Here is a 21,619-nt window from a genome sequence, read left to right as displayed (position 1 = left end):
ACCGTCCCGCCCCGGGAGGTACCGTGCGGGAAGAACTGATCGGTCGCTCAGGCTTGCTCGAGGCAATCCGGCTCCGGCTGACCCAGCCGCCGATCCGGCCGATCCTGGTCCTGACCGGCGAGCCCGGCATCGGCCTCACCACCCTGCTGTCCGCCGCCGCCCGCGAGGCCCCGGCCAACCCGGTAATCGTGGACGACACACACCTGCTGAACCCGGCAGAAATCCACAGGATCCAGACCCTCACCGACGTACGCAGTGAGCACCCCCTCCGCGTCCTCGCCGCCACCCACCGGCAGAAGTCACCCTGGCCGGGCGCGGAAACCATCCGGGTCGGTGCCCTCGACGACGCTGCCGCCGACCGGCTGCTGAGCCGCGAGGCCGGAGACTTCCCCGCGATCGAGCGACGCCTGATCGCCGACCGGGCCCACGGTAACCCCCTGGCGCTGACGGAGTTGCCGGTCGCGTGGCGCACGGCCGGCCCCGAGCGGCTCTGGACGCCGCCCGTCACCGATCGGCTCGCCGCGAGCCTGATCGCGGGTCTGGCCGGGCTGCCGGAATCCACTCGTGCGGCGCTGGACCTCGTCGCGGTGGCGGAAACCCTCACGGCCGGCGAACTGGCCACCGCGTCCGGGGTGGACCCGGATGTGCTGAGCCCGGCCCTCGACGAGATCGTGATCCGAGGCTATGACGTGGCGTTCCGGCAGCCGCTGCTGCGAGCCGCGCTGCTGCATCGAATGCCGTTCGCCGCCCGCATCCGCGCTCACGCCGTCCTGGCCAGGACATTGCGTGGCGAGGAACGCTGGTGGCACGCCGCGCAGGCCGCCCCAGGCCCGGATGACGGTCTCGCCGACCTGCTGGATCCGTTACGCAGCAACGTGCCGCCGCTCGTGGAGCTACGCCGGCTGGTCATCGCCGCAAGACTGACCACCGATCCCGCCCGGCGCGGCACCAGACTGATCCGCGCCGCCTCGGCCGCCGCCCAACTGGGCCACCACGCGGTCGGGCACCATTTGCTGGACACGGTGAAGATCGCCCAGCTCGACGATCTGGGCAGGGTGCGCCTGTCCCTCGCCCGCTCATCGCACGACACCGTCACCGGCATCGGCGGCCCTACGGAAATGGTCGCGCCGGGCATTTTTCTCGCCCTCACCCGGACGCCCCGCGCCAACGCTGCTGCGGCCAACGCTGCTGCGGCCAACGCTGCTGCGGCCGACGCTGCTGCTGCGGCCGACGCCGCGGCCGGCGCTGCTGCTGACTTCGGGCTCGGGCTGGACCTTCTGCTCGCCGCTGCCCGGACTGCACCGGGCGACCCGGGTGTTCTTGCGGCTCTCCGCCGGCTGCCGGCGCCCCTGCATGACGACGCCCGCTACGCGGCTGCCCTGGCCTGGGCAGCACCGACCCGCCACGGCCCCGAAGTGCAAACCCTGACCACAGCCGCGCCCTATCGGGCGGCCCTGGATCGGGCGGCCGGGGTGAATCGCGCAGGCCCGGACCGGCCCTTCGCACTGGATCAGGTCGGGCGGGATCAGGTCGGGCGGGATCGGGTCGCGGTGGATCGGGTCGCGGTGGATCGGGTCGCGGTGGGGCGGGTGGTCGGGGCGGGGGAGAGTGCGTTGCTGGGGGAGGCGGCGCTGGGGGTGGGAGATCCTCGGGCGGCTGCGTGGCACCTGGGGGTGGCGGGTCAGGCTCTGTGGGCGCTGGGTCGCCTGGGGGATCTGACGGCGGTGACGGCGATGCGGGCCGGTGCGGCGCTGGTTCTCGGGGACTGGGGGACGGCTCGGCGGGCGGTTCGACTCAACGGTCAGCGCGAGTGGCCGATGTGGACCGCGTACACACTGGCTGTGGACGCCGTGCTGGCCGCGTGCCGGGGCGATGTCCGGGCCTGCGAGATGGCGGCAGCGGCTGCTGAACGGGAGCTGGACGGGCGGCGGGCTCCCGGGGTTCGGGTGCGGTTGGTGACGGCGCGGGCGATTGCGCTGTCGGACGGCGGTGAGCATGTGGCCGCGTACGAGATGATGGTGACCGGGACCGGGACCGGGACCGGGGTGCACGTGCCGGAGCTGGCCGAAGCTCTGGGGTTTCTCGCGGAGGTCGCGGCTCTGAGCGGTCGCCATGATGCGGCCCGCGCCGTGCTCGCCCGTCATGCCGGTGCCGCCTGGCTCAGCCCCGTCCTCGCCGCGAACCTGCTGCTGGCGGATGCGCTTCTGGCCGATGCCGAGCCGCATTTCCGCAAGGCGCTCGCCGGTGGGCTGGACGACTGGCCGTGGCTGGGTGCCCGTGCCCGGCTCGCCTTCGCGACGTGGCTCGGCCGGGAGGGCCGCAGCGGCGAGGCCCGTGCACAGCTGCATCTCGCCAGAGCGACGTTCGCCGAACTCGGGGCTGCGCCATGGCTGCGCCGTACGACCGACGCGCTGGCCGATGCCGGTCCCGGGGTGCACGCGGATCTGTCGCCCCAGGAGCTGGCCGTTGCGCGGCTGGCCGCGGAGGGGTTGACGAACCGGGAGATCGGGCAGCGGCTGTTCCTGTCACCGCGTACCGTGGCGTCTCATCTTTATCGGCTCTTCCCGAAGCTCGACGTGACGTCCCGGCGCGAGTTGCGCGACCTGCCCGATCTCAGCCGTTCGCGCAGTCGACCGACTCAAGACCGGTCCGGGGGCTGATCCCTACCGTCGCCGCATGACAACAATTCGACGGTACGCCGCGGTTGTGCTCGCCGTGGTCCTGGCCCTCGCCTCGCCCGTGGCGGCCCGCCTGCATCCCCCGGCCGGCAACCCGGTGCCACCACAGGGTTTCAGCGCCAGGGACGCGAACGTCAACGGGATCCGGATGCACTATGTCATCGGCGGGCACGGGCCCACGCTGGTGCTGCTGCACGGATATCCGGAGACGTCGTACGAATGGTTCGGGGTTCTGCCCGCGCTGGGGCGCAGTTACACGGTCATCGCGCCCGATCTGCGCGGTGCGGGAGGCAGCAGTGCGCCGGCTGGGGGCTACGACAAGGTGACCATGGCCGCTGACGTGCATGCGTTGCTTGCCACGCTCGGGCGTACCCGTGAGGTGAATGTGGTCGGTCATGACATCGGGACCATGGTGGCGTACGCGTATGCCGCTGCCTATCGCGGTGAGGTGCGCAAGCTGGCGCTGACCGAGGCGCCGATCCCCGACGAGTCCGTCTACAGCTATCCGTCACTGACGAAGGACGGCCCCGGTTTCTGGAATTTCGGGTTCTTCTCGCTGACCAACGGCCTGCCGGAGAACACGATCGACGGGCACGAGAAACAGTGGGTCGCCGGGTTCGTCGACTGGCTCGCGGTCAACAAGGCCGCCATTCACGAGCAGGACACCGATGTGTACGCGCAAGCGCTGCGCGACGACGCCCATCTGCGCGCCAGTTTCGAGTGGTTCCGCGCCTTCGGTACCGACAACGGGGACGTCGCGCTGTCCGGGAAGCGGAAGCTGACGATCCCGGTGCTGGCCGTCGGTGCGGACCACAGCCTGAAGGAAAAGGTGGCGGAGCAGGCCCGGTCGTATGCCGTACACGTCCAGGAAGCTGTCGTGCCGGACTCGGGCCACTGGATCTGGGAGGAGCAGCCGGCGTACATGACCGAACTGCTCCTCACGTTCCTGGCCCGTTAGAGGCCCTGCGCGTGCAGCCAGTCGAGTGACTTCTGGGCCACCTCGCGCCAGCCGTTGTCGATGGTCAGGGAGTGCCCGCGGTCGGGGAACGCCACGAGTTCGGTGACCGCGGGGGAGTGCCGGTACTGCTTGGCCGTGGCCTCGGTGATGACCTCCGGGACGGTGTGGTCCTTGCCGCCCGCGATGAGCAGCAGCGGGCCGCGCGAGGTGTTGCCGGTGTCGACGGCGGCGGGGGAGTGCAGCGAGAAGTTCGCCGCCGCCGCCTCGAACAGCGGGCGGCCGGGGGCGGGGATCGCCCACCGGTCGTAGAGAGCGGCGGACTCCTCCTCGCTGATCGCGTTGCCGAAGCCGTAGCGGAACTGCTCGGCGGTCAGCGACACGGCCCGCCGGATGTTCGCGGGATTCTTGAACACCGGCAGCGTCGCGTGCAGCGCCGACAGCGGGAGCGGCAGCACCCCCTTGATCTGGGCAGCGTCCACGGCGACGACGGCCGCGGCCCGGCCGAGCCCGAGGATCTTCTGCGCGATCATGCCGCCGAACGAGTGACCGACGATGATCGGCGGCTCGCCCAGCCCGTCGAGGAAACTGAGGTAGTGCTCGGTCACGGCGTCGATGCCGTGGTCGGCGATGGAGTCCGGGTTGGCCCGGGCCTCGGCCACGGTGTCGGGGGTGCCGGGCCATTCGGGTGCGACGGTGTCGTACCCGGCCGCCGTGAAGAATTCCTGCCAGGCTTCCCAGGAGGTCGCGTGCAGCCAGAGGCCGTGGATGAAAACGATAGTGGGCATGGCGGTCATGGTCGCGCCGGCGGGCACCCAGGTCTTGAGGAAGATGACTGTACGCGAGACTGTGGACGGTATGGTGACCGGTCGCGGTACGACGTCCTCGCGGCGCTCGCCTGAGTGGTATCACCCGTACCAGGACGAGTTGTAGCTCCCGGACGACCGTTCGCCGGCGCAGGATCGACGTCATGACCGAGACCCTGAAGCTGGCCGACGACCTGGTGCTGACCCGGATGGGCTACGGCGCCATGCAACTCGCGGGACCGAACGCGTCCGGCCCGCCCCGCGACCGCGCCGAGGCCGTCCAGGTCCTGCGCACCGCCGTCGAGCTGGGCATCACGCACCTGGACACCAGCGACTACTACGGCCCTTTCACCACCAACGAGCTCATCCGCGAGGCGCTGTACCCGTACCCGCCGGAGCTGCGGATCGTCACCAAGGTGGGCTTCCGCCGCGGGCCGGGCGGCAGCTGGGACCCGTCGACCGGCGACCTGCGCGACCAGGTCCAGGCGAACCTGACCCGCCTCGGGCTGGACGCGCTCGACGCCGTCAACCTGCGCCTCGGCGGGCCAGGACCGGTCGCCGAGACCTTCGGCATCCTGGCTGAGCTGCAGAAAGAGGGCCTGGTACGCCACCTGGGCCTGTCCAACGTGACGGCCGGCCAGGTCACCGAGGCCCGCGCGATCGCCCCCGTCGTCTTCGTCCAGAACCTCTACAACCTGGTCGTGCGCGGTGACGACGCCCTCATCGACACGCTCGCCGCGGACGGCATCGGCTTCGTCACGTTCTTCCCGCTCGGCGGCTTCTCCCCGCTGCAGTCGGGCGTGCTCGACGAGGTCGCCGCGTCCCTGGGCGCCACGGCACAGCAGGTCGCGCTGGCCTGGTTGCTGCAGCGCTCCCCCAATATCCTGGTGATCCCGGGTACGTCGTCCGTGGCCCACCTGCGCGAGAACGTCGCCGCCGCGGACCTTCACCTTCCCGCCGACGCCGTCGCCAAGCTGGACACCCTGGCGGCGTAGTCCCGGCCTCGGCGTTGCGATTCGGTCAGGCGATTTCGATGCGGACGCCGCTGTCGGCGAGGCGGGCCAGGGCTTCGGTGGGGGCTGAGGGGTCGGTGACGATCACGTCGACCTCCTCCAGGCGGCAGACCAGTGCCATGGCGCTGCGGGCGAACTTCGAGCCCTCCGCGATCAGGACCGTGCGCTCCGCGGAGCCCTTGATCGCCTGCTTCACGGCCGCGTCGGCCAGGTCGTAGGCGGTGACGCCGACCGCGGGCGCGGCCGCGCAGCAGGTCAGGATCGCCGTGTCGAAACGCAGGCCGGTCAGGGTGCGCTCGGCGAGCGGCCCCACGATTGTGCCCTCCGGCTGGCGCACCGTGCCGCCCGGCAGGATCAGGCTTACGCTCTGGCTGCCGGCGAGGGCGGCGATGCCCTGCACGGAGAACGGCATCGCGGTGATCCGGCGCCGGGCCAGCGCGGTCGCCGCGGCCGCGCCGGTGGTGCCGCTGTCGATGACGACCGCCTCACCGTCGGCGATCAGGTCGGCGGCGGCCTCGGCCAGCCGCGTCTTGAGCCCGACGTCGTCGACGGCCCGGATGTCGAAGGGCAGTCCCTCGCCGCGCAGGGAAGTCGTCACTGCCCCGCCGCGGACCCTGCGCAAGGCCCCAGCTGCGGCGAGCTGATCGAGGTCGCGGCGGACGGTGATCGGCGAGGTGCCGAGCAGTTTCGCGAGGTCGGGAACCTCCACGCGGCCGTCGCGGTGCAGTGCGTCGAGGATCTCTTTCTGGCGCTGCTGGTTGCCCATGCTTGGCACTTTACCAGCCCAATGATTAAATGATCAGCATGAGCGATCGTACGATCACAGGCGTTGAACGTTTATCGCCGGCAGAGCTGGCCCGCTGGCGCAACGCGATCATCGTCGCGTTCGCGATCGGCGGCCTCGCGCTGGCCACCTGGGGCCCGCGCCTGCCCGACCTGCGGGCCGCCCTGGACCTGAGCACCGGCTCGATCGGCGTTTTGCTGGCCGGCGTCACGGTCGGATCCGTCGCCGGCCTGCTCGCCTCCACACCCCTGCTCGGCCGGCTCGGCGCCCGCCGCGCGATCCCCGCGGCCCTGCTCCTGGTCGCCGCGGCTGTCGCCGTGATCGGTGCCGGTGCCGGAGTTCTGCACTCGATGCTGCTGGTCGGCGCCGGCTTCGTCGTGGTGGGCTTCGCGATCGGCTCTCTCGACGTCATGATCAACGTGGAGGGTGCGGCGATCGAACAACTTGCCGGCCGTACCCTCATGCCCCTGATGCATGCGGCCTGGTCTGCCGGCGCCGCCATCGGCTCGGGTATCGGTGCCGGTTGCGCGGCCCTCGGCATCAGCCCCACCTGGCAGTTCGCGGGCGAAGCCGCCCTGATGGCCGCCACCGCCGCGGGGCTGGGCCGCGCGATCCCCACGGGCGCCCGTGCAGGCGACGAGACCCCGGGCGTCCCGGTCCCGGCCACGGAGCGGTTGCGCCGCTGGCTGCGAGGCTGGGCCGACTGGCGCCTCCTGCTCATCGGCGTGGTCATGCTCGGCGCGGAACTGGGCGAAGGCACGGCCAACAACTGGCTCACCCTCGCCGCGAAGGACGGCCACGCCCAGGCGGCGGCCACGGCGGCACTGTTCTTCACCGTCTTCGCGGTCGGCGAGACCACGGCCCGCGTCCTCGGCGGCCCGCTGGTCGACAGGCTGGGCCGGGTCCGCACCGTACGCATCACCTCGGCACTCGGCGTCCTCGGCGTCGCCCTGTTCATCCTCTCGGACAACGTCGTGGTCCTGCTCATCGGCGTCCTGCTGTGGGCGGTCGGCGTCTCCATGGGCTTCCCGCTCGGCATGTCAGCAGCAGCGGACAGCGGCCCCAACCCTGCCGCCCGGGTCAGCGTCGTCGCCACCATCGGCTACTTCGCCAACCTCGCCGGCCCGCCCGCAGTCGGCTTCGCCGCCGAGGCCACCAGCCTGCTCACCGCTCTGTGGCTGGTCGCGATCCTGTTCACGGTCGCCGTAGCGGCCGCGGGCGCGGTCCGCCCACCCCGCGAGAAAACTGCGGCAGGCCCGTCCGTTCCCAGCGGTGGGGGCCTGCTGGGGTGAATGTGGTCACTTGGCTGCTTTATGGTGATCCGGCCGCGAGGTGGTGCGGTCCCACCGGCGGCCGGACGGTCGCCGGCTGCCCGGTCGTATCCATCCGGGCGTGTTCACTTCGCCCTGGAAGGAGGGGCCGTCGAACCCGGTCGCTGGAACACTCCGCGGGCGCTGCGGGCAATCAACCGCTTCTCGCCTGAACGGGGGCGTGCGGCGGGTGGCGCGCATCCGGGATGATGTCCGGATGCCCGGAACGGCCGGGCCGAGAGGAGCGGGTGGATGACACCGCCGGACCAGAACGCCACCCCGGGGTCGCAGCCGCCCCCGAGCGACCCCGCCACCCCGGCGAGAGGTGCGGCCAAGGTCGTCGGCTCGGCCCGCATCCCCGCCGCCCGGCCCCCATCGGACACTCCCGGCGTCTACCACTCCCCAGCCACAGAAACCCCGACCGATGAGGCGACAAACCCGCCCGAATCGGTCCAGCCGGCCGAGTCCGCAACAACCGCTCCCAAACCCCGCGAGCCCGAACCGCAGCAGCAGCCTGCCCCTTCCGGCCCCGCAGCGGTCACCCCACCTGCTCCTTCGAGCCCCGCGCCGGTCACTCCGACTGCTTCTTCGAGCCCCGCGCCGGTCACTCCGCCTGCCCCTTCGAGCCCCGCGCCGGTCACTCCGCCCGCCCCTTCGAGCCCCGCGCCGGCTACCCCGACTGCTTCTTCCGGCCCGGCTTCGGTCACGCCGCCTGCGCCTACCGCCCCGGCGTCGGTCACGCCGGCCGCGCCTGCTGGCCCCGCTCCGGTCACGCCAGCCGTGGCTTCCCGCCCCGCAGCGGTCACCCCGCCCGCGCCGGAACCGGCACCCTGGTCCGCCTTCACCCCCGGCCCGAAGTCCAAGCCGGCACCCGAACCCGCATCCGGCCCGACCCCCGCGCCGGGCCCCGGACAAGGCACGGCTCCCGCACGAGGCGCCGAACCCACCAGCCCCGGATCCGCGAGCAGCCCCGGCGGCTCTGACGTGACCGCGGGTCATCCGGTGGCCGGCTCGTCCGGCTCGTCCGGCTCGGCGTCGGTCGCCGCGGGGAAGTCCGATCCGCCGACCCGGGTGAGTCAGCCAGCCGGCTCGGCATCGGTCGATTCCGGGGGTTCCGGGACGGCTGGTTCCGGGACGGTTGGTTCCGGGACGGCGGGATCTCCTGGCTCGGCAGCAGGCAATTCTGGCGGCACCGCGCCGGTCGGTCCGGCAGGGGCGGGATCGCAGGCAGCGGCTCGTTCGTCGTCGGCGGGCCCGGCCGGATCCGGACCGGTTGGTCAGGCTCGGTCTGCTTCCGGATCCGCTTCGGTCGGTCCGGCAGGGTCGGCAGCAGCGCCATCAGCCGCGCCGGGCCGTTCCGCATCGGGGTCTGCCTCGGATGCGCAGCGCCGTTCCGCGTCGGGGTCTGCCTCGGTTGCTCCGGGCCGTTCCGGGCCGGGGTCTGCTCCGGTTGCTCCGGACCGTTCGGCGGTGGGTTCCTCCGCGGGGTCGGCGTCGGTGGGGCCGAACAGCTCTGTCTCCGGTTCGCCGGCGGGGGCCCAGGGGCGGGCCGCCTCGGGGTCCGCGTCGGTTCCCACCGGTAACGCCTCGGTCAGCCCGCCGTTCGGTGGGCCGGCCGGGACGGTGTTCGGCTCGCCGGCCGGTGCGCGTCCCGGCGTTCCGGCCAGCCCGCCGCCGAGTGGGCAGACCGGTGAGCCGGCCGGTCCGCAAGCCGCAGCTACTGTGACTCCGAGCAGGACACCGTTCGGTGCGCGCCCGGTGACCTCGACCAGCACGCCGGGCACCCCGCCATTCGGCAGCCAGCCGGGGACCTCGCCCGGCACTCCGCCGGGGACCTCGCCTGGCGCTTCGTTCGGTGCGCGCCCGGCGACCTCGACCAGCACGTCGGGTACCCCGCCATTCGGCAGCCAGCCCGGGACCTCGCCCGGTACCTCGCCTGGCGCTTCGTTCGGTGCGCGGCCGGTGGCCTCGGCGAGTGCGCCGGCTACCGCGCCGTTCGGTGTGCGGCCCGGGGCGTCGCCGGGTCAGCAGGCGGGAATCCCCGCTGCTCAGCCGTTCGGTGCGCGTCCGGTGGCCTCGGCAAGTGCGCCGGCCACCCTGCCGTCCGGGCCGCAGCCTGGAGTGCCTGTCACTCAGGCGCCTGGGGCGCGGCCGGGGTCGTCGGCGGGCCGGCCGGTGGGCACGGCCTATGGGACGCCGGTTGCCACTCCGAATCGTCCGGCATCGGGCGCCCCGGTCGGCACCACGCCGAGCGGCACGGTGACCACCACAGCCGGGAAGAAGAGTCGTCGCAAGCTGGTCGTTCTGCTTGCCGTGGCGGTGCTGGTGCTGGGGTTGCTGGGTGGGGGAGCGGGCTTCCAGCTCAGCAAGGATCTTCCCGCGGCGACCCTGACCGCGGCCCTGGCGGACACCTTGAAGATCCCGGGGAAGGCGGTCGACATGCCCTGGCCGTCGGCCGGGTCGGCGGAGATCATGATTGAGGGGCTGGGGCGGCTCGGGCGGTCGGGGGATACGGCGCCGGCGGCGATCGGCAGTGTGGCCAAGGTGATGACGGCGTATGTGATTTTGCAGGAGCATCCGCTGGAGGGGGACGACCAAGGGCCCGGGATCACCGTGACCGCGGCGGATGTGGCTGATTACAACGCGCGGATCCCCATGGGACAGTCGCTGGTGAAGGTTACTGCCGGTGAGGTGATGACGGAGCGGGATGCGCTCGAGGCGTTGATGTTGCCGTCCGCGAACAATGTGGCGCACATGCTCGGGGTGTGGGATGCCGGTAGCGAGGCTGCGTTCCTGACGAAGATGAACGCGGCGGCGGACGAGCTCGGTATGGACGACACCGATTACACCGATCCGAGCGGGTTCCTGCCCAGCACGACGAGCACCGCCGCCGATCAGGTGATCCTCGCGCAGGCCGCGTTGAAGTCGGAGGTCTTCGCGGAGATCGTCGCGCTGCCGAGTGCCACGATCCCGGTCGTGGGGAAGATCCGGAACTACAACGACCTGCTCGGCAGCAACGGGGTCTTCGGGATCAAGACCGGGTCGACCGACGAGGCAGGCGGCAACCTCGTTTTCTCCTCGCATCTCACCGTCGCGGGCAAGAAGCTCACCGTCATCGGGGCCGTGTTCAATCAGCCCGGTGCGAACACGCCGGAGCAGCTCGCGCAGGTCAACAAGGTGGTCCGCAAGCTGCTCGCCAAGGTCGCGGCGGTGGTCAAGGAGTACACGCTGCTCGCCGCCGATCCGCTCGGTGAGGTCCGGACGGCCTGGGGTGCGACCAGCGCGGTCCGTCCCGCCGAGCCGGTCAAGGTCGTCGGGTGGCCGGGCCTGGCCGTGGAGGTCCGGCACACGACGAAGGCCCCGGGCCCCGAGGTGGAGACCGGGGCGGTGGTGGGCACGGTCGAGGCCGGTCCCGCCGATTCTCCCGTACGCGTAGAGCTGCGCGCCGACACCGCCACGCCCGACCCGTCCCTGTGGTGGCGCCTAACCCACTAGCGAACGGCAGTAGAGCGCGGCGGGGTTGCCCGACGAGAAGGCGCGGCGGGTGAAGGCGATGCCGGCGGCGTACTCGTCGTTGGTGCATTGGCCTTTGTAGTTGCCTGCGGCGAAGTCGCCGCCGGGGGAGCCCGCCGGGCGGTTGTCGCCGCGGTCGAACCAGACCGTGCGGCCGGCGGTGCCGAGGGTTCGTGACGACGTCGTGCACAGGGCGCTCGACACCGCCGCGCCGCGCACGGCGTACCCGGTCAGGAACGATCCGGCCGGGCACTGGAACTTCGTGTAGCCGGACGCCCAGTCGCCCGAGGTGGCGTAACGCTCGTCGGTGACGACCTGGTACGCGCCGGTGCCGAGGGCTGTGGCTGACACGTCGGTGCACAGCGCGCGGTTCCCCGTACGACTCAGGCCTATGAGCCTTTGATCGTCGGGGCAGGCGGCCTTGCGCGCGCCGTCGTCCCAGTCACCCGCCGCCCGCATGCGCAGGGACTGGACGTAGTCGCCGTGGTCGGGGCTGAGCATGGACCAGCGGGCGACCGGATCGACCTGGCCGGTCTTCCCCGGGGCGGCGATCAGGCGCTGCCAGTCAGCCGTACGCCAGTCGCCCGCGTCGTTCACCGAGGCTCGGTTGCCGGCCTCGTCCCAGAACAGCAGCGCCCATCCGTTCGCGGCGCGGGTCTCCTGCCAGCCGACGACGGGCCAGTACGCGAAGTCGGCGTCGGTCTGGATGAGGTAGTCGACGAAGTTGCCGAACCACGCGCGCTGGCTCGCTCCGGTGCCGGGGTTGCCGTCGATGCCGAACTCGCTGATCCAGACCGGGGCGGTGAAGTGCTGGCCCGACTCGGCGGCGACGTAGAACGCCTGCTGGTAGAGCGTGGTGAACAGGTCGGCGCGGCTCAGGTCGCGGTAGCGGGGGTCGGTTGTCTCGCCGGTGCCGGTCGCGCCGCTGTGGTTCGGGCCGGTGTAGTCGTAGAAGTGCGCGGAGTAGACCAGTTTGCCGGAGGTGGTCAGGGTGTGGGACAGCTGGCGTGCGGGTGCCAGCGTCGGCCGTTCATGGGCGAACCCGTCCACGGGGATGCCGGTCCAGTTGATGCCCTCGACGATGATGAGCAGGGCGGGGTTGGCCTCGCCGAGGATCCGCTCGCCGGTGCGCTGGGCGGCGGCGAACCAGTCGTGGTCGTCGCCGAGGCCCCAGTTCGGGTCGTCGAGCACGTTCCGGCGTACCTCGTTGTAGAGATCGGCTCCTACGACCCTGGGGTTGCTGCGGTAGCGGCCGGCCATGAGGACCCAGTCCTGCTCCCACGCGGCGGCGCTCTGGCTCGCGTTCCACCGTTCGTTGCCGTCCACGCCGCAGCACCAGCGGGTGGTGTTGGTGTGGTTGTTGAGGATGACGGCGAGCCCGGCGCCGGTCAGCGCGGTGACCACGGCGTCGTACACCTGCAGCGGGGTCAGGCCGCGCAGCTGCGGATTGGCGGCGACGGCGATGTCGGCCACGGGCTGCGTGTCGTGGACCATCTCGTTCGAGAACGGCAGCCGCACGCTGTTGAGCCCCAGCTCCGCGAAGCTCGCCACGATCCGGGTGAGTGGCGCCCGGTCGAGCCCCATGGGTACGCGCCCGGCGTTCTCCCCGGCGTGATGGCTGGCGTCGTCGTTCTGGTCGCCGTCACCGTTCCACGTGCCGCTCGCGCCGTGCCAGTTACCGGACTTCAGCTTGAACCGGGCGCCGGTGGCGTCCACGATGTACCGCCCGCGGGTGCTCAACGGTGATGTCCACGCTTCCACCGCCGCCGCTCTGGCGGGGCTGGGCACCACGAGGGTGGCGGCGAGCAGGATCCAGACGATCAGTCGTGCCATGAGACCCGCGCTTTCATCGACGTTGATCCATTATCAGGGCAGGGAAGTAACCTGTCACGATGCGGCGCTTGCCGGACATGACGTAGACGTGAGCTACGAGGACCACTTCCGCCGCGTCTACGCCGCCAACTTCGAGTCGATGCTGGCGTACGCCCTGCGCCGGGTGGAGCAGCCCGATGACGCCGCCGACGTGGTCGCCGAGACGTTCCTCGTCGCCTGGCGGCGGGCCCCGGAGATGCCACCCGACGACGAGGCCCGGTTATGGCTGTACGGCGTCGCGCGGCGGGTGCTCGCCAACCACTACCGGGCCGGTCAGCGCCGTGGCCGGCTGGGGGAGCGGCTGCGGCTGCGCCTGCGGGTCGCCACCGGCGGTGACCCGGGCAGCGAGGTGCCCGAACGGCTCGCGGTCCGCGCCGCGCTGGCCCGGCTCGGCGACCTGGACCGCGAGGTTCTGATGCTCACGTTCTGGGAGGGCCTCGAACCGCGCGAGGCGGCCGCTGTGCTCGGCGTGAGTGCGGCTGCTGTGCGGACGAGGCTGTCGCGGGCCCGCAGCAGAATGCGCGACCTCGTCGGTGACGACCTGGGACCACCCGGACATGTACTCGACGTCATGGCCCTGCACACCACCGAGGAGGACAGATGACCGACGAGCAGCTCGACCGGATGATCGCCGGCGCCGACCCGTACCGATCAGGGACGGCCGCGGGTCTCGGTGGGGCCGACCGGAGTCTCCTGGAGGAAATCGTGTCCCAGCCCGTTCGTCACCCCTTCTGGGCCCGCCGCGGTATGGGCAGTGGCCTGGCCGCCGTCGGAGTCGCCGCGGCCGTCCTGGCGGTCGCCGTCGGCGGGGCCCTGCTGAACCGCAACGACCCGGTCCGCGAGTACGCCGCCCCCTCGGCCTCGTCGGCCACCAGTGCGGCGGACTTCTCAGCGATGGTGCTCAAGGCGGCCGAGCGGAACCCCCGCCTGCTGATCGGCGAACCCGGCTGGACGGTGACGAACGTCAACGGCTTCGCCGACGACTCGGGCAGCATCACGTTCACCAACGGTGAGCACGAGCTCGGGATGGACTGGTCGCCGGCCGAGCTGTACCCCGACTTCTACCAGGACCGGCTCGATGTCAGCGAACCGGTCGAGGTCGAGGTGGCGGGCACGAAGGCCGACATCTTCACGTACAGCAAGGACGACTTCGCGGTCATGCTGCATCCCCGCGGCACGACCTACGTCGAGATGCGCACCTCATCCGGGTGGACGCGGGCGCAGTTCGAGCAGGTCATCGCGGACGTGAAACAGGTCGACGTGCAGACCTGGCTGGCCGCGATGCCCCCGGAGATCGTCACCCCGGACCGGGTGGACGCGCGGCTGGCCGAGGTCCTCACCGGCGTACCGGTCCCGCCCGGTTTCAGCATGACCGACCTCAGCGCCCTCGGCACCAACGACGCCTACCAGTTCGGCGGCCGGGTGACCGGCAGGGTCGGCTGCGGCTGGATCCACGAATGGATCCGTGCGAAGAAGGTCGGTGACCAGGTCTCGCAGCAGCGGGCCGCCGCCGCGATGAGCGGCAGCCACCACTGGAAGGTCCTCAACGACATGAACGCCAAGGGCGACTGGCCCGAGGTCTTCTGGGAGTACGCCGACCAGATGGCCGCCGGCAAGATGCCTGAGGGCTACGAGAGCGGCCTCGGCTGCGAGTAGGGGGTGTGCCAGGGCCCCCTCACGGCGCCCTGGCACGGCTTACCGTGGAGGCATGAGCGACGCACCGAACCTGCTGGGCGATTTCCTGCGGGCCCGTCGGGAGCTCGTCACCCCCGATGACGCGGGCATTCCCGTGCTCGGGGTGCGCCGGGTGCGCGGTCTGCGCCGCGAGGAGGTGGCGATGCTGGCCGGCATCAGCGCCGACTACTACCTGCGCCTGGAGCGTGGCCGTGACCGCAACCCGTCGGTGCAGGTCCTCGAATCCCTGGCCCGCGTCCTGCGCCTCGACGATCCCATGCGCGTCTACCTGCTGAGCCTCGCCGGTGACAAACCCCGCCACCGCCCCCGCCGTCCCCGCAAGGAGACCGTCCCGCCCAGCACGGCCAAACTGGTGGCGATGCTCCCGATGCCCGCGTTCGTCGAAGGCCGCTACCTCGACATCCTCGCCACCAACCCGATGGCCGCGGCCCTCTCCCCGCGCCTGGTCGTCGGCGCCAACCGGCTGCGGGACGTCTTCCTGGACCCCGGCGAGCAGGATCTCTTCTTCCCCCACTGGGAAACGGTCACCACCGGACTGGTCGCCAGCTTCCGCGAGGCGGTCGGCACGGACACCGACGACCCCCGCTTCATCGAGCTCGTCGGCGAGCTCTCCCTGGCCAGCCCGCTCTTCCGGCAACTCTGGGCCCGCCACGACGTCCGCCCCCGCGGCGGTGCGGTCGCCGTTCCGTTCCACCACCCCGAGGTCGGCGAGCTCATCCTCAACCGCGAAAAGCTCCACATCGCCGGTACGGACGGCATGATGCTGGTCGTCTACCACCCCGACGCAGGCACGGACGCCGCCGACAAACTCGCCCTCCTCGGCTCCGCCATGGCAACCCGCCGGGCCTGATCCGGCGGGATGCGGGTGGGTGCCGCGCGGAGCGCGGGGCTCTTCACAGTGGAGTCTCAGGCGCGCAGGACCTTGCAGCCGGCTGCCGCCAGGGCGTCGGCGTCGGAGGTGGGGAGGCGGGTGTCGGTGAGCAGGATGTCGACCTGGGCGAGGGTGCAGACCGGGGCGAGGGCAACGTGGCCGATCTTGGAGGCGTCGGCGAGGACGATGACCCGTTTGGCTCGTTGGACGAGGACCCGGTTGACGCGGGAGCCGGCGGGGTCGTAGTTGGTGCAGCCGGCTTGGGCGTCGACGCCGTCGACGCCGACGATGGCGACGTCGAGGTTGTATTCGGCGAGGAAGGTTTCGGCGCTGGGGCCGATGACCTCCTGGCTGCTGGGGCGGACCTCCCCGCCGGCGGCGAAGACGCGCAGGCCGGGGTTGGCGAGCAGGTCGGTGGCGACGTTGAGGGCGTTGGTGACGATGGTGAGGCCCTGGCGGTCGAGCAGCCCGCGGGCGAACTCCGTGACCGTGGTGCCGCCGGTCATGCCGATGACGCGGGCGCCGTCGACGAATTCGAGGGCGCGCTGGGCGATGCGGCGTTTCTCGGCCAGGTCCTGGGCTGATTTGAGGCTCAGCGGCAGGTCGTAGAACGAGTCGTGGGGGCGGACGCCGCCGTGGGTGCGCGTGACGAGGCGTTTGCGTTGCAGGGAGTCGATGTCGCGGCGGATCGTGGCCAGGGAGACGTCGAACTCCTCGGCGAGGGTGGCGACCTCGACCTCGCCGGAGTCGACGACGCGGGCCACGATGGCGTTGAGCCGCTGCGCACGTTGCATGCGCAGACTTTACGAACACGCGACGCGTTTGCGCAAACGCGCATTTTTTTGGGGGCAGGATGATTGCTTGCGCAAAGTCGTTGAAAAACGGGCTTGACATGAGTCTTTGGGCAGCCGCAGGGTGTGTCGGACGAGCAACCAGCGTGCGTGAAAAGTGAGCGAACACGCACAAGCGAAAGTAGGTCGCCGCATGGCTCTGCCCCGGTTGATGACAATCCCGGCCGCCGCCCTTGGCGTTGTCGGCCTCCTGGCCGCGTGCGGCGGGAACGGCTCGGACAGCAAGACGCCCACCGCGGGCCCGACCACCGGCGTGACCATCTCGGTCGTGCTCGCCACCGATCCGCCGCCGCAGGCCGCGCTCGACGCGTTCACGAAACAGACCGGGATCACGGTCAAGTGGACGAACGTCGACTGGGACAGCCTGCAGACGAAGATCACCGCGGCGGTGACCGCCAAGACGTACTTCGCGGACGCGACCGACGTCGACTGGTCCCGGGTCGGCCAGCTGTCGAAGCTCAACGCGTTCTACCCGATGGACGAGCTGATGGACACCAAGTCCCTCGAGGCGGACATGCCGCAGCTGACGTCGTTCACGGCGGGCGGGCACGTGGTCGGCGTACCCTATGACGCGTCTTTCAGCGTGACCACCGTGAACAAGAAGATGTTCACGGAGGCCGGGGTGGCGTTGCCGAAGACGCTGGACGAGTACACGGCGGCCCTGAAGACGCTGAAGAGCAAGGGGACCGTGCAGTACCCGCTGAACATCCCGTTCGCCGCGGCGGAGGGCCTGTCGACGTACTGGTACCAGACGACCGCCGCCTTCGGGGGCACCGTGCTGGACGACAAGTACAAGCCGGCGTTCACCGACCCCGCCTCGCCCGGTTACAAGGCCGCCGCGTGGATGGTCGACGCGATGAAGCAGGGCCTGGTGCCGCCGGGCAACATCAACGTGACCGACACCCAGGGTCAGCAGACGCTGATGGCCAAGGGGCAGGTCGCCAGCGTGTTCAGCGACTATTCGGGCATGGTCGGCAGCCTCTACAACGTGCCGAAGTCGTCCACCGTGGTCAATCAGGTCGCCTACCTGCCGACACCCGGCGTGACCGGCCCGGGAAAGAACAACTCCAACCCGGACGGTATCGGCGTGCCGCGCACGGCCAAGTACGCGCAGGCCGCGGCCCTGTTCATCAAGTGGTTCACCGACGCCGACAACCAGGCCGACTTCGCCGGGCTCAGCGGACCGGACAAGGCGATGCCCGGGTACGCGCTGCCGTCGCACGTCTCCGCCGTCCAGAAGCTCGCCGACAAGGGCAGCCTGATCGGCGGCAAGGACCTGGCCACCATGCTGCAGACCTCGTCGCAGCCGATCTTCCCCGGTGGAGCGCCCTCCTGGTACCCGCAGTTCTCGCAGGCCGTCTACACCAACCTGCACTCGGCGGCGACCGGCTCGGTTACCGTCGAGCAGGCCCTGAAGAAGATCGGCGACACTGCCGACCAGCTCTCGGCGAGCGGTTCATGACCGCAGGCGCCGTGGCCGCTCGTCGCCGCCGGCCCGACCTGCTGCCGTACCTCCTGGTTGCCCCGCTCGCGCTCGTGATTGTCGGGCTGGCCGTTGTGCCGGCGGTGTACTCGCTGGTCCAGGCGTTCTTCCGGGTGCAGCCCCTCGATCCTCCGACCCGGTTCAACGGGTTCGACAACTTCCGGTCGCTGGCCCACAACTCGGCGGTGCTCGGCAGCCTGGGCAACACCATCGCGTACACCGTGATCGGCATGGCCCTGACAACCGTGCTCGGCATCGGCATGGCGCTCGCGCTGCAGCAGCGGTTCCGCGGACGGTCCATCGTGATCGCCGTGCTGATCCTGCCGTGGGCACTGCCGGGCGTCGTCGAGGGCATCGTCTGGAGCGGCATCTGGGACGCCAACGTGGGCCTGTTCAACAGTGCCCTGACGTCGTTCCACCTGGTCGACCAGTATCAGGTCTTCCTCGGCAGCAACCGGTGGCTGACCATCCTGCTCATCGAGATCGTGCAGGTCTGGCAGATCACGCCGCTGTCGGCACTGCTGGTGCTGGCCGCACTGCAGAACATCCCGGACGAGTTGTACGAGGCCTCCGCGCTGGACGGCTGCTCGGCGTGGAGCCGCTTCGTGCGGATCACGCTGCCGCTGGCCCGCCCGGGCATCGCGGTCGCCATGGTCCAGGCACTGATCCTGACCCTCAACGTCTTCGACCAGCCGTACGTGCTGAACGGTGCGGCCGAGACCGGGGCGTCGCTGACGATGCAGACCTACTTCATCAGCTTCCAGAACCTGGACTTCGGTGCGGGGTACGCGTTGTCGTTGCTGATCACGCTCGCCACGCTGCTGCTCTCCTGGGTCGTGGTGCGGCTGGTCTACCGGAAGGTGGAGTTCTGATGGCCCGCCGAGCTCTGATGACCAGCCGGCATCCCGTCCGCTGGTTCGGCGTGGCGTTCATCCTGCTGTGGTCGCTGATCCCGCTCTACTGGGTGGTGAACGTCAGCTTCCAGACCGACGCCGAGGTGGGCAGCAAACCGGCCCACTACCTGCCGCCGCACCCGACGCTGGCGAACTACAAGGCGCTGCTGTCCGGCGCCGGTGACATTCCGGACCAGGTCCGGCAGGGTACGTTCAACATCGTCGTCGAGTGCACGGTGTCGACGGTGATCACGGTGGTGGTGGCGACGCTGGCGGCGTACGCGTTCGCCCGCATGACGTTCCGGGGCCGCGACCTGCTGTTCTACGGCGTGCTCGCGACGATGGCACTGCCTGCCTACGCCACCCTGATCCCGCTCTACCGGCTGATGAGCACCGCCGGGCTCGTCAACACGTACACAGGCATCATTTTGGTCTATGTCTCCGGGTTCCTGCCGCTGGCCACCTGGATCATGCACAACTACATGGTGTCGCTGCCGGTGGCGCTGGAGGAAGCCGCGAGCGTCGACGGGGCGAGCCGCATGCAGGTGCTGACCCGGATCGTGCTGCCACTGGCGATGCCCGGCGTCGTGTCCACCGCGATCATCACGTTCCTGTTCGCGTGGGGCCAGTTCCTGTTCCCGCTGGTGCTGTCCAGCGACATCTCGACGCAGCCCCTCACCGTCGTCATCACCGCGCTGCAGGGCCGGCACGAGGTTCCCTACGCTCTCCTGAGCGCCGCCGGGGTCCTCGCCATCACCGTTCCCGCCGCGATCGCGGTCGCCCTCAACCGTTACGTCGTCAACGGCCTGCTGGCCGGGAGTGTGAAATGACATCGAATCTCATCGAGCCCGCCACCGCCCGGGAGATCGCGCAGCAGCCCGCCCTGTGGCAGGATGTCGCCCGGCACGTCACCGAGCGGCGCCCCACCACGAGCGCGTTCCTCGACCCGATCCTGAGCGACCCCCGGGCCCGGATCATCCTCACCGGCGCGGGCACCTCCGCCTTCATCGGCCAGGTGCTGGCCACCCACCTGGAACACACCCTCGGCCGCCGGGTCGACGCGATCGCCACCACGGACCTGGTCGCCGCACCCCGCGACTACCTGACCGGCGACGCCCCCACCCTGCTGGTGTCCTTCGCGCGCTCCGGTGACAGCCCGGAGAGCGTCGCGGCGGCCGACCTCGCCGACCGCTTCCTCGAGCACCCGTACCACCTGATCATCACGTGCAACGCCGACGGCGCGCTCGCCACCGCACGCGCCGGGAAGGCGGGCTCGCTGGTGCTGACCATGCCGGCCGCGTCGAACGACACCGGCTTCGCCATGACGTCGAGCTTCACCTGCATGCTGCTGACGGCCCGGCTCACGCTGGGAGCGCCGGTCTCTCCGGGGGTTCTGGACGGGCTGGTGGAGGCTGCTTCGCGAGCGCTGGAGGAGACTCCCGCGTGGGCGGGCGAGCTGGCCCGGCGCGGCTTCGACCGCATTGTGCACCTGGGCAGCGGGGCGCTGCAGGGCATGGCCCGCGAGGCCGCGTTGAAGATGCTCGAGCTCACCGCCGGGCAGGTGGGTACGTGGTTCGACTCGCCGCTCGGCTTCCGGCACGGCCCCAAATCGGTGCTCACCGACCGTACGCTCATCGTGGTCCACACCTCGGGCGACCCGTACACGAGGCAGTACGACGACGACATCATCGCCGAGCTGAGCGGGCACGAGGTGGTCGTCCTGTCTTCCTCCGCGGCCTCCTCCTGGGACGGCGACGACACCCTGCGGGCCCTCGCCTACGCGGTGCCGTGCCAGATCATGGCGCTGGAGTTCTCCCTCGCCCTCGGCCTCACCCCGGACAACCCGTTCCCCGAGGGCCAGGTCACCCGCGTCGTCTCCGGAGTACGCATCCACCCCGTCTAACGAAACGCCAGGGACAACTGGTCGATCAGCTCGGTGCTGGTCGACCAGTCGTCCCGCGCACCGAACGCCACCCGGTCGGCCAGTGGCGCGTCGGGGGCCGCGCGCCGCGACCCGACGTAGGCGACGAGCTCAGCCACGCTCTCCTGCCCGGCCGGGGTGAGCACCCGCGGGGCCACCCAGTCCCGGACCAGGGGCAGCGACAGCAGCAACATCGCGGCCACCACGAAGAACGCCACCGGCGGCGCCCAGTCGGGAGCACCGCCCAGGGCCAGCACGACCGGCAGCACCGCCACGCCGAAGAACGCGGCCCCGCCCACCACGAGCAGGCGCGGAACCGACCGCTCCGCACGCCACAGGCCCGCCTCCCAGGTCCTCCGCGTCGCCGCCCGCAGCAGCACTCCGGAGGTCCTGGTGTGCTGACCGGGCCGGAGCAGCAACGAGTTCTGGCCGCCGGGCAGCAGCGCACCCAGCACAGCAGTCGCAGCCTCACCGGCGGCGGGCACCTCGCCCACCTCCACCAGCACCCCGCCGTCCGCGTGGCCCAACGTCAGCACCCCGTGCTCCGCGAGCTCCACCAGCTGCGCCAGCAACGGCCGCTGAGTGCCACCGAGCGGATACCCGGCAATCTCAGCAAGCCATTCGTCAGCGATGCGGTCACGCATGCGCGCAAGCGTAGTACGGCTCCCACCCTTCGTGATCATGGTGGAAGTCCAAGGGTGCGGCGGCGGGCTTGTGCCCAGTGGCGTCGTCGCCACCGTGACCAGGGCAAACGGTAGGCGATACCGCGGGCCGCCCGGAGGATGAGACCGCGGATCCCGGTGACGGTCAGATCGGTCATGTCCGTCGAGACCGACCTGAGCCTTTCCGGCTGCGTGATCGGCCAGTTCCGATGGGGTGGCGGACTCGACGTAGGCAGGGATCCCGGCCTGCTCGCCACCCTGACCGGCGTGGTCGGTTTAAGAAAGCCATCTGCTATGAAAGGTCAAGACATA

The 21,619-nt window shown here is 70.9% G+C and carries 18 protein-coding genes; 12 read left to right on the top strand and 6 right to left on the bottom strand.

Going from position 1 to position 21,619, the window contains the following annotated elements:
- The first annotated feature begins 23 nt into the window (after positions 1-23).
- Together Ahu01nite_RS51565 and Ahu01nite_RS42925 are read left to right on the top strand one after the other, a co-directional pair.
- On the top strand, positions 24-2,660 hold the full coding sequence (locus Ahu01nite_RS51565; protein ID WP_203842533.1) for a helix-turn-helix transcriptional regulator: 2,637 nt from the start codon (positions 24-26) through the stop codon (positions 2,658-2,660).
- 16 nt (positions 2,661-2,676) lie between these two features.
- The gene (locus Ahu01nite_RS42925; RefSeq protein WP_203842532.1) at positions 2,677-3,636 is read left to right on the top strand and encodes an alpha/beta fold hydrolase; all 960 of its coding nucleotides are present in this window, start codon (positions 2,677-2,679) and stop codon (positions 3,634-3,636) included.
- On the opposite strand, the gene Ahu01nite_RS42920 is transcribed toward Ahu01nite_RS42925, so the two are convergent.
- A complete protein-coding gene (locus tag Ahu01nite_RS42920; RefSeq protein WP_239159599.1) occupies positions 3,633-4,421 on the bottom strand; it encodes an alpha/beta hydrolase in 789 nt (262 codons plus the stop codon). The genes Ahu01nite_RS42925 and Ahu01nite_RS42920 overlap by 4 nt on opposite strands.
- 182 nt (positions 4,422-4,603) lie before the next feature.
- Here Ahu01nite_RS42920 and Ahu01nite_RS42915 point away from each other — a divergent pair, with 182 nt between their 5' ends.
- Positions 4,604-5,434: an oxidoreductase gene (locus Ahu01nite_RS42915; protein ID WP_203842531.1), complete on the top strand. Its 831-nt coding sequence runs from the start codon at positions 4,604-4,606 to the stop codon at positions 5,432-5,434.
- Between the two features lie 25 nt (positions 5,435-5,459).
- On the opposite strand, the gene Ahu01nite_RS42910 is transcribed toward Ahu01nite_RS42915, so the two are convergent.
- Positions 5,460-6,218: a DeoR/GlpR family DNA-binding transcription regulator gene (locus tag Ahu01nite_RS42910; RefSeq protein WP_203842530.1), complete on the bottom strand. Its 759-nt coding sequence runs from the start codon at positions 6,216-6,218 to the stop codon at positions 5,460-5,462.
- 38 nt (positions 6,219-6,256) lie between these two features.
- On the opposite strand from Ahu01nite_RS42910, the gene Ahu01nite_RS42905 reads away from it, so the two are divergent.
- Positions 6,257-7,528: an MFS transporter gene (locus Ahu01nite_RS42905; RefSeq protein ID WP_203842529.1), complete on the top strand. Its 1,272-nt coding sequence runs from the start codon at positions 6,257-6,259 to the stop codon at positions 7,526-7,528.
- A 1,295-nt stretch (positions 7,529-8,823) separates the two neighbouring features.
- Here the strand turns inward: Ahu01nite_RS42905 and Ahu01nite_RS51015 are convergent.
- A complete protein-coding gene (locus Ahu01nite_RS51015) occupies positions 8,824-9,429 on the bottom strand; it encodes a hypothetical protein (protein ID WP_239159598.1) in 606 nt (201 codons plus the stop codon).
- 376 nt (positions 9,430-9,805) lie between these two features.
- On the opposite strand from Ahu01nite_RS51015, the gene Ahu01nite_RS51010 reads away from it, so the two are divergent.
- Entirely contained in the window at positions 9,806-11,041 is a 1,236-nt protein-coding gene (locus Ahu01nite_RS51010) for a D-alanyl-D-alanine carboxypeptidase family protein (protein ID WP_239159597.1), read from the top strand.
- Here the strand turns inward: Ahu01nite_RS51010 and Ahu01nite_RS51560 are convergent.
- Positions 11,030-12,892, bottom strand: coding sequence for a glycoside hydrolase family 5 protein (locus Ahu01nite_RS51560; protein WP_203842527.1), 1,863 nt, complete (start codon positions 12,890-12,892; stop codon positions 11,030-11,032). The two genes, Ahu01nite_RS51010 and Ahu01nite_RS51560, sit on opposite strands and share 12 nt — an antisense overlap.
- An 88-nt stretch (positions 12,893-12,980) precedes the next feature.
- On the opposite strand from Ahu01nite_RS51560, the gene Ahu01nite_RS42890 reads away from it, so the two are divergent.
- The 3 genes from Ahu01nite_RS42890 to Ahu01nite_RS42880 are packed head-to-tail and all read left to right on the top strand — an operon-like array spanning position 12,981 to position 15,476.
- Positions 12,981-13,535: an RNA polymerase sigma factor gene (locus tag Ahu01nite_RS42890; protein WP_239159596.1), complete on the top strand. Its 555-nt coding sequence runs from the start codon at positions 12,981-12,983 to the stop codon at positions 13,533-13,535.
- The gene (locus Ahu01nite_RS42885; protein ID WP_203842525.1) at positions 13,532-14,587 is read left to right on the top strand and encodes a hypothetical protein; all 1,056 of its coding nucleotides are present in this window, start codon (positions 13,532-13,534) and stop codon (positions 14,585-14,587) included. The genes Ahu01nite_RS42890 and Ahu01nite_RS42885 overlap by 4 nt, the downstream gene beginning before the upstream one ends.
- 52 nt (positions 14,588-14,639) lie before the next feature.
- The gene (locus tag Ahu01nite_RS42880; protein WP_203842524.1) at positions 14,640-15,476 is read left to right on the top strand and encodes a helix-turn-helix domain-containing protein; all 837 of its coding nucleotides are present in this window, start codon (positions 14,640-14,642) and stop codon (positions 15,474-15,476) included.
- 56 nt (positions 15,477-15,532) lie between these two features.
- Here the strand turns inward: Ahu01nite_RS42880 and Ahu01nite_RS42875 are convergent, their stop codons facing one another.
- Positions 15,533-16,291 carry a DeoR/GlpR family DNA-binding transcription regulator gene (locus Ahu01nite_RS42875; RefSeq protein ID WP_203842523.1) on the bottom strand — a complete coding sequence of 253 codons (759 nt, stop codon included), beginning with the start codon at positions 16,289-16,291 and terminating at the stop codon, positions 15,533-15,535.
- Positions 16,292-16,481: 190 nt separating this feature from the next.
- Between Ahu01nite_RS42875 and Ahu01nite_RS42870 the strand changes: the two genes are divergently transcribed.
- The 4 genes from Ahu01nite_RS42870 to Ahu01nite_RS42855 are packed head-to-tail and all read left to right on the top strand — an operon-like array spanning position 16,482 to position 20,627.
- Entirely contained in the window at positions 16,482-17,810 is a 1,329-nt protein-coding gene (locus tag Ahu01nite_RS42870; protein ID WP_203842522.1) for an ABC transporter substrate-binding protein, read from the top strand.
- Positions 17,807-18,703: a carbohydrate ABC transporter permease gene (locus Ahu01nite_RS42865; protein WP_203842521.1), complete on the top strand. Its 897-nt coding sequence runs from the start codon at positions 17,807-17,809 to the stop codon at positions 18,701-18,703. The genes Ahu01nite_RS42870 and Ahu01nite_RS42865 overlap by 4 nt, the downstream gene beginning before the upstream one ends.
- On the top strand, positions 18,703-19,554 hold the full coding sequence (locus tag Ahu01nite_RS42860) for a carbohydrate ABC transporter permease (RefSeq protein ID WP_203842520.1): 852 nt from the start codon (positions 18,703-18,705) through the stop codon (positions 19,552-19,554). Before Ahu01nite_RS42865 ends, Ahu01nite_RS42860 begins: the two co-directional genes overlap by 1 nt.
- On the top strand, positions 19,551-20,627 hold the full coding sequence (locus tag Ahu01nite_RS42855; protein ID WP_203842519.1) for an SIS domain-containing protein: 1,077 nt from the start codon (positions 19,551-19,553) through the stop codon (positions 20,625-20,627). Before Ahu01nite_RS42860 ends, Ahu01nite_RS42855 begins: the two co-directional genes overlap by 4 nt.
- Here Ahu01nite_RS42855 and Ahu01nite_RS42850 read toward each other — a convergent pair.
- A complete protein-coding gene (locus Ahu01nite_RS42850) occupies positions 20,624-21,289 on the bottom strand; it encodes a hypothetical protein (protein WP_203842518.1) in 666 nt (221 codons plus the stop codon). The two genes, Ahu01nite_RS42855 and Ahu01nite_RS42850, sit on opposite strands and share 4 nt — an antisense overlap.
- Between the last annotated feature and the right edge of the window lie 330 nt (positions 21,290-21,619).

It is taken from the genome of Winogradskya humida, from assembly GCF_016862215.1.
Taxonomy (GTDB): domain Bacteria; phylum Actinomycetota; class Actinomycetes; order Mycobacteriales; family Micromonosporaceae; genus Actinoplanes; species Actinoplanes humidus.
This window is presented reverse-complemented; position numbering and strand designations above follow the sequence as displayed.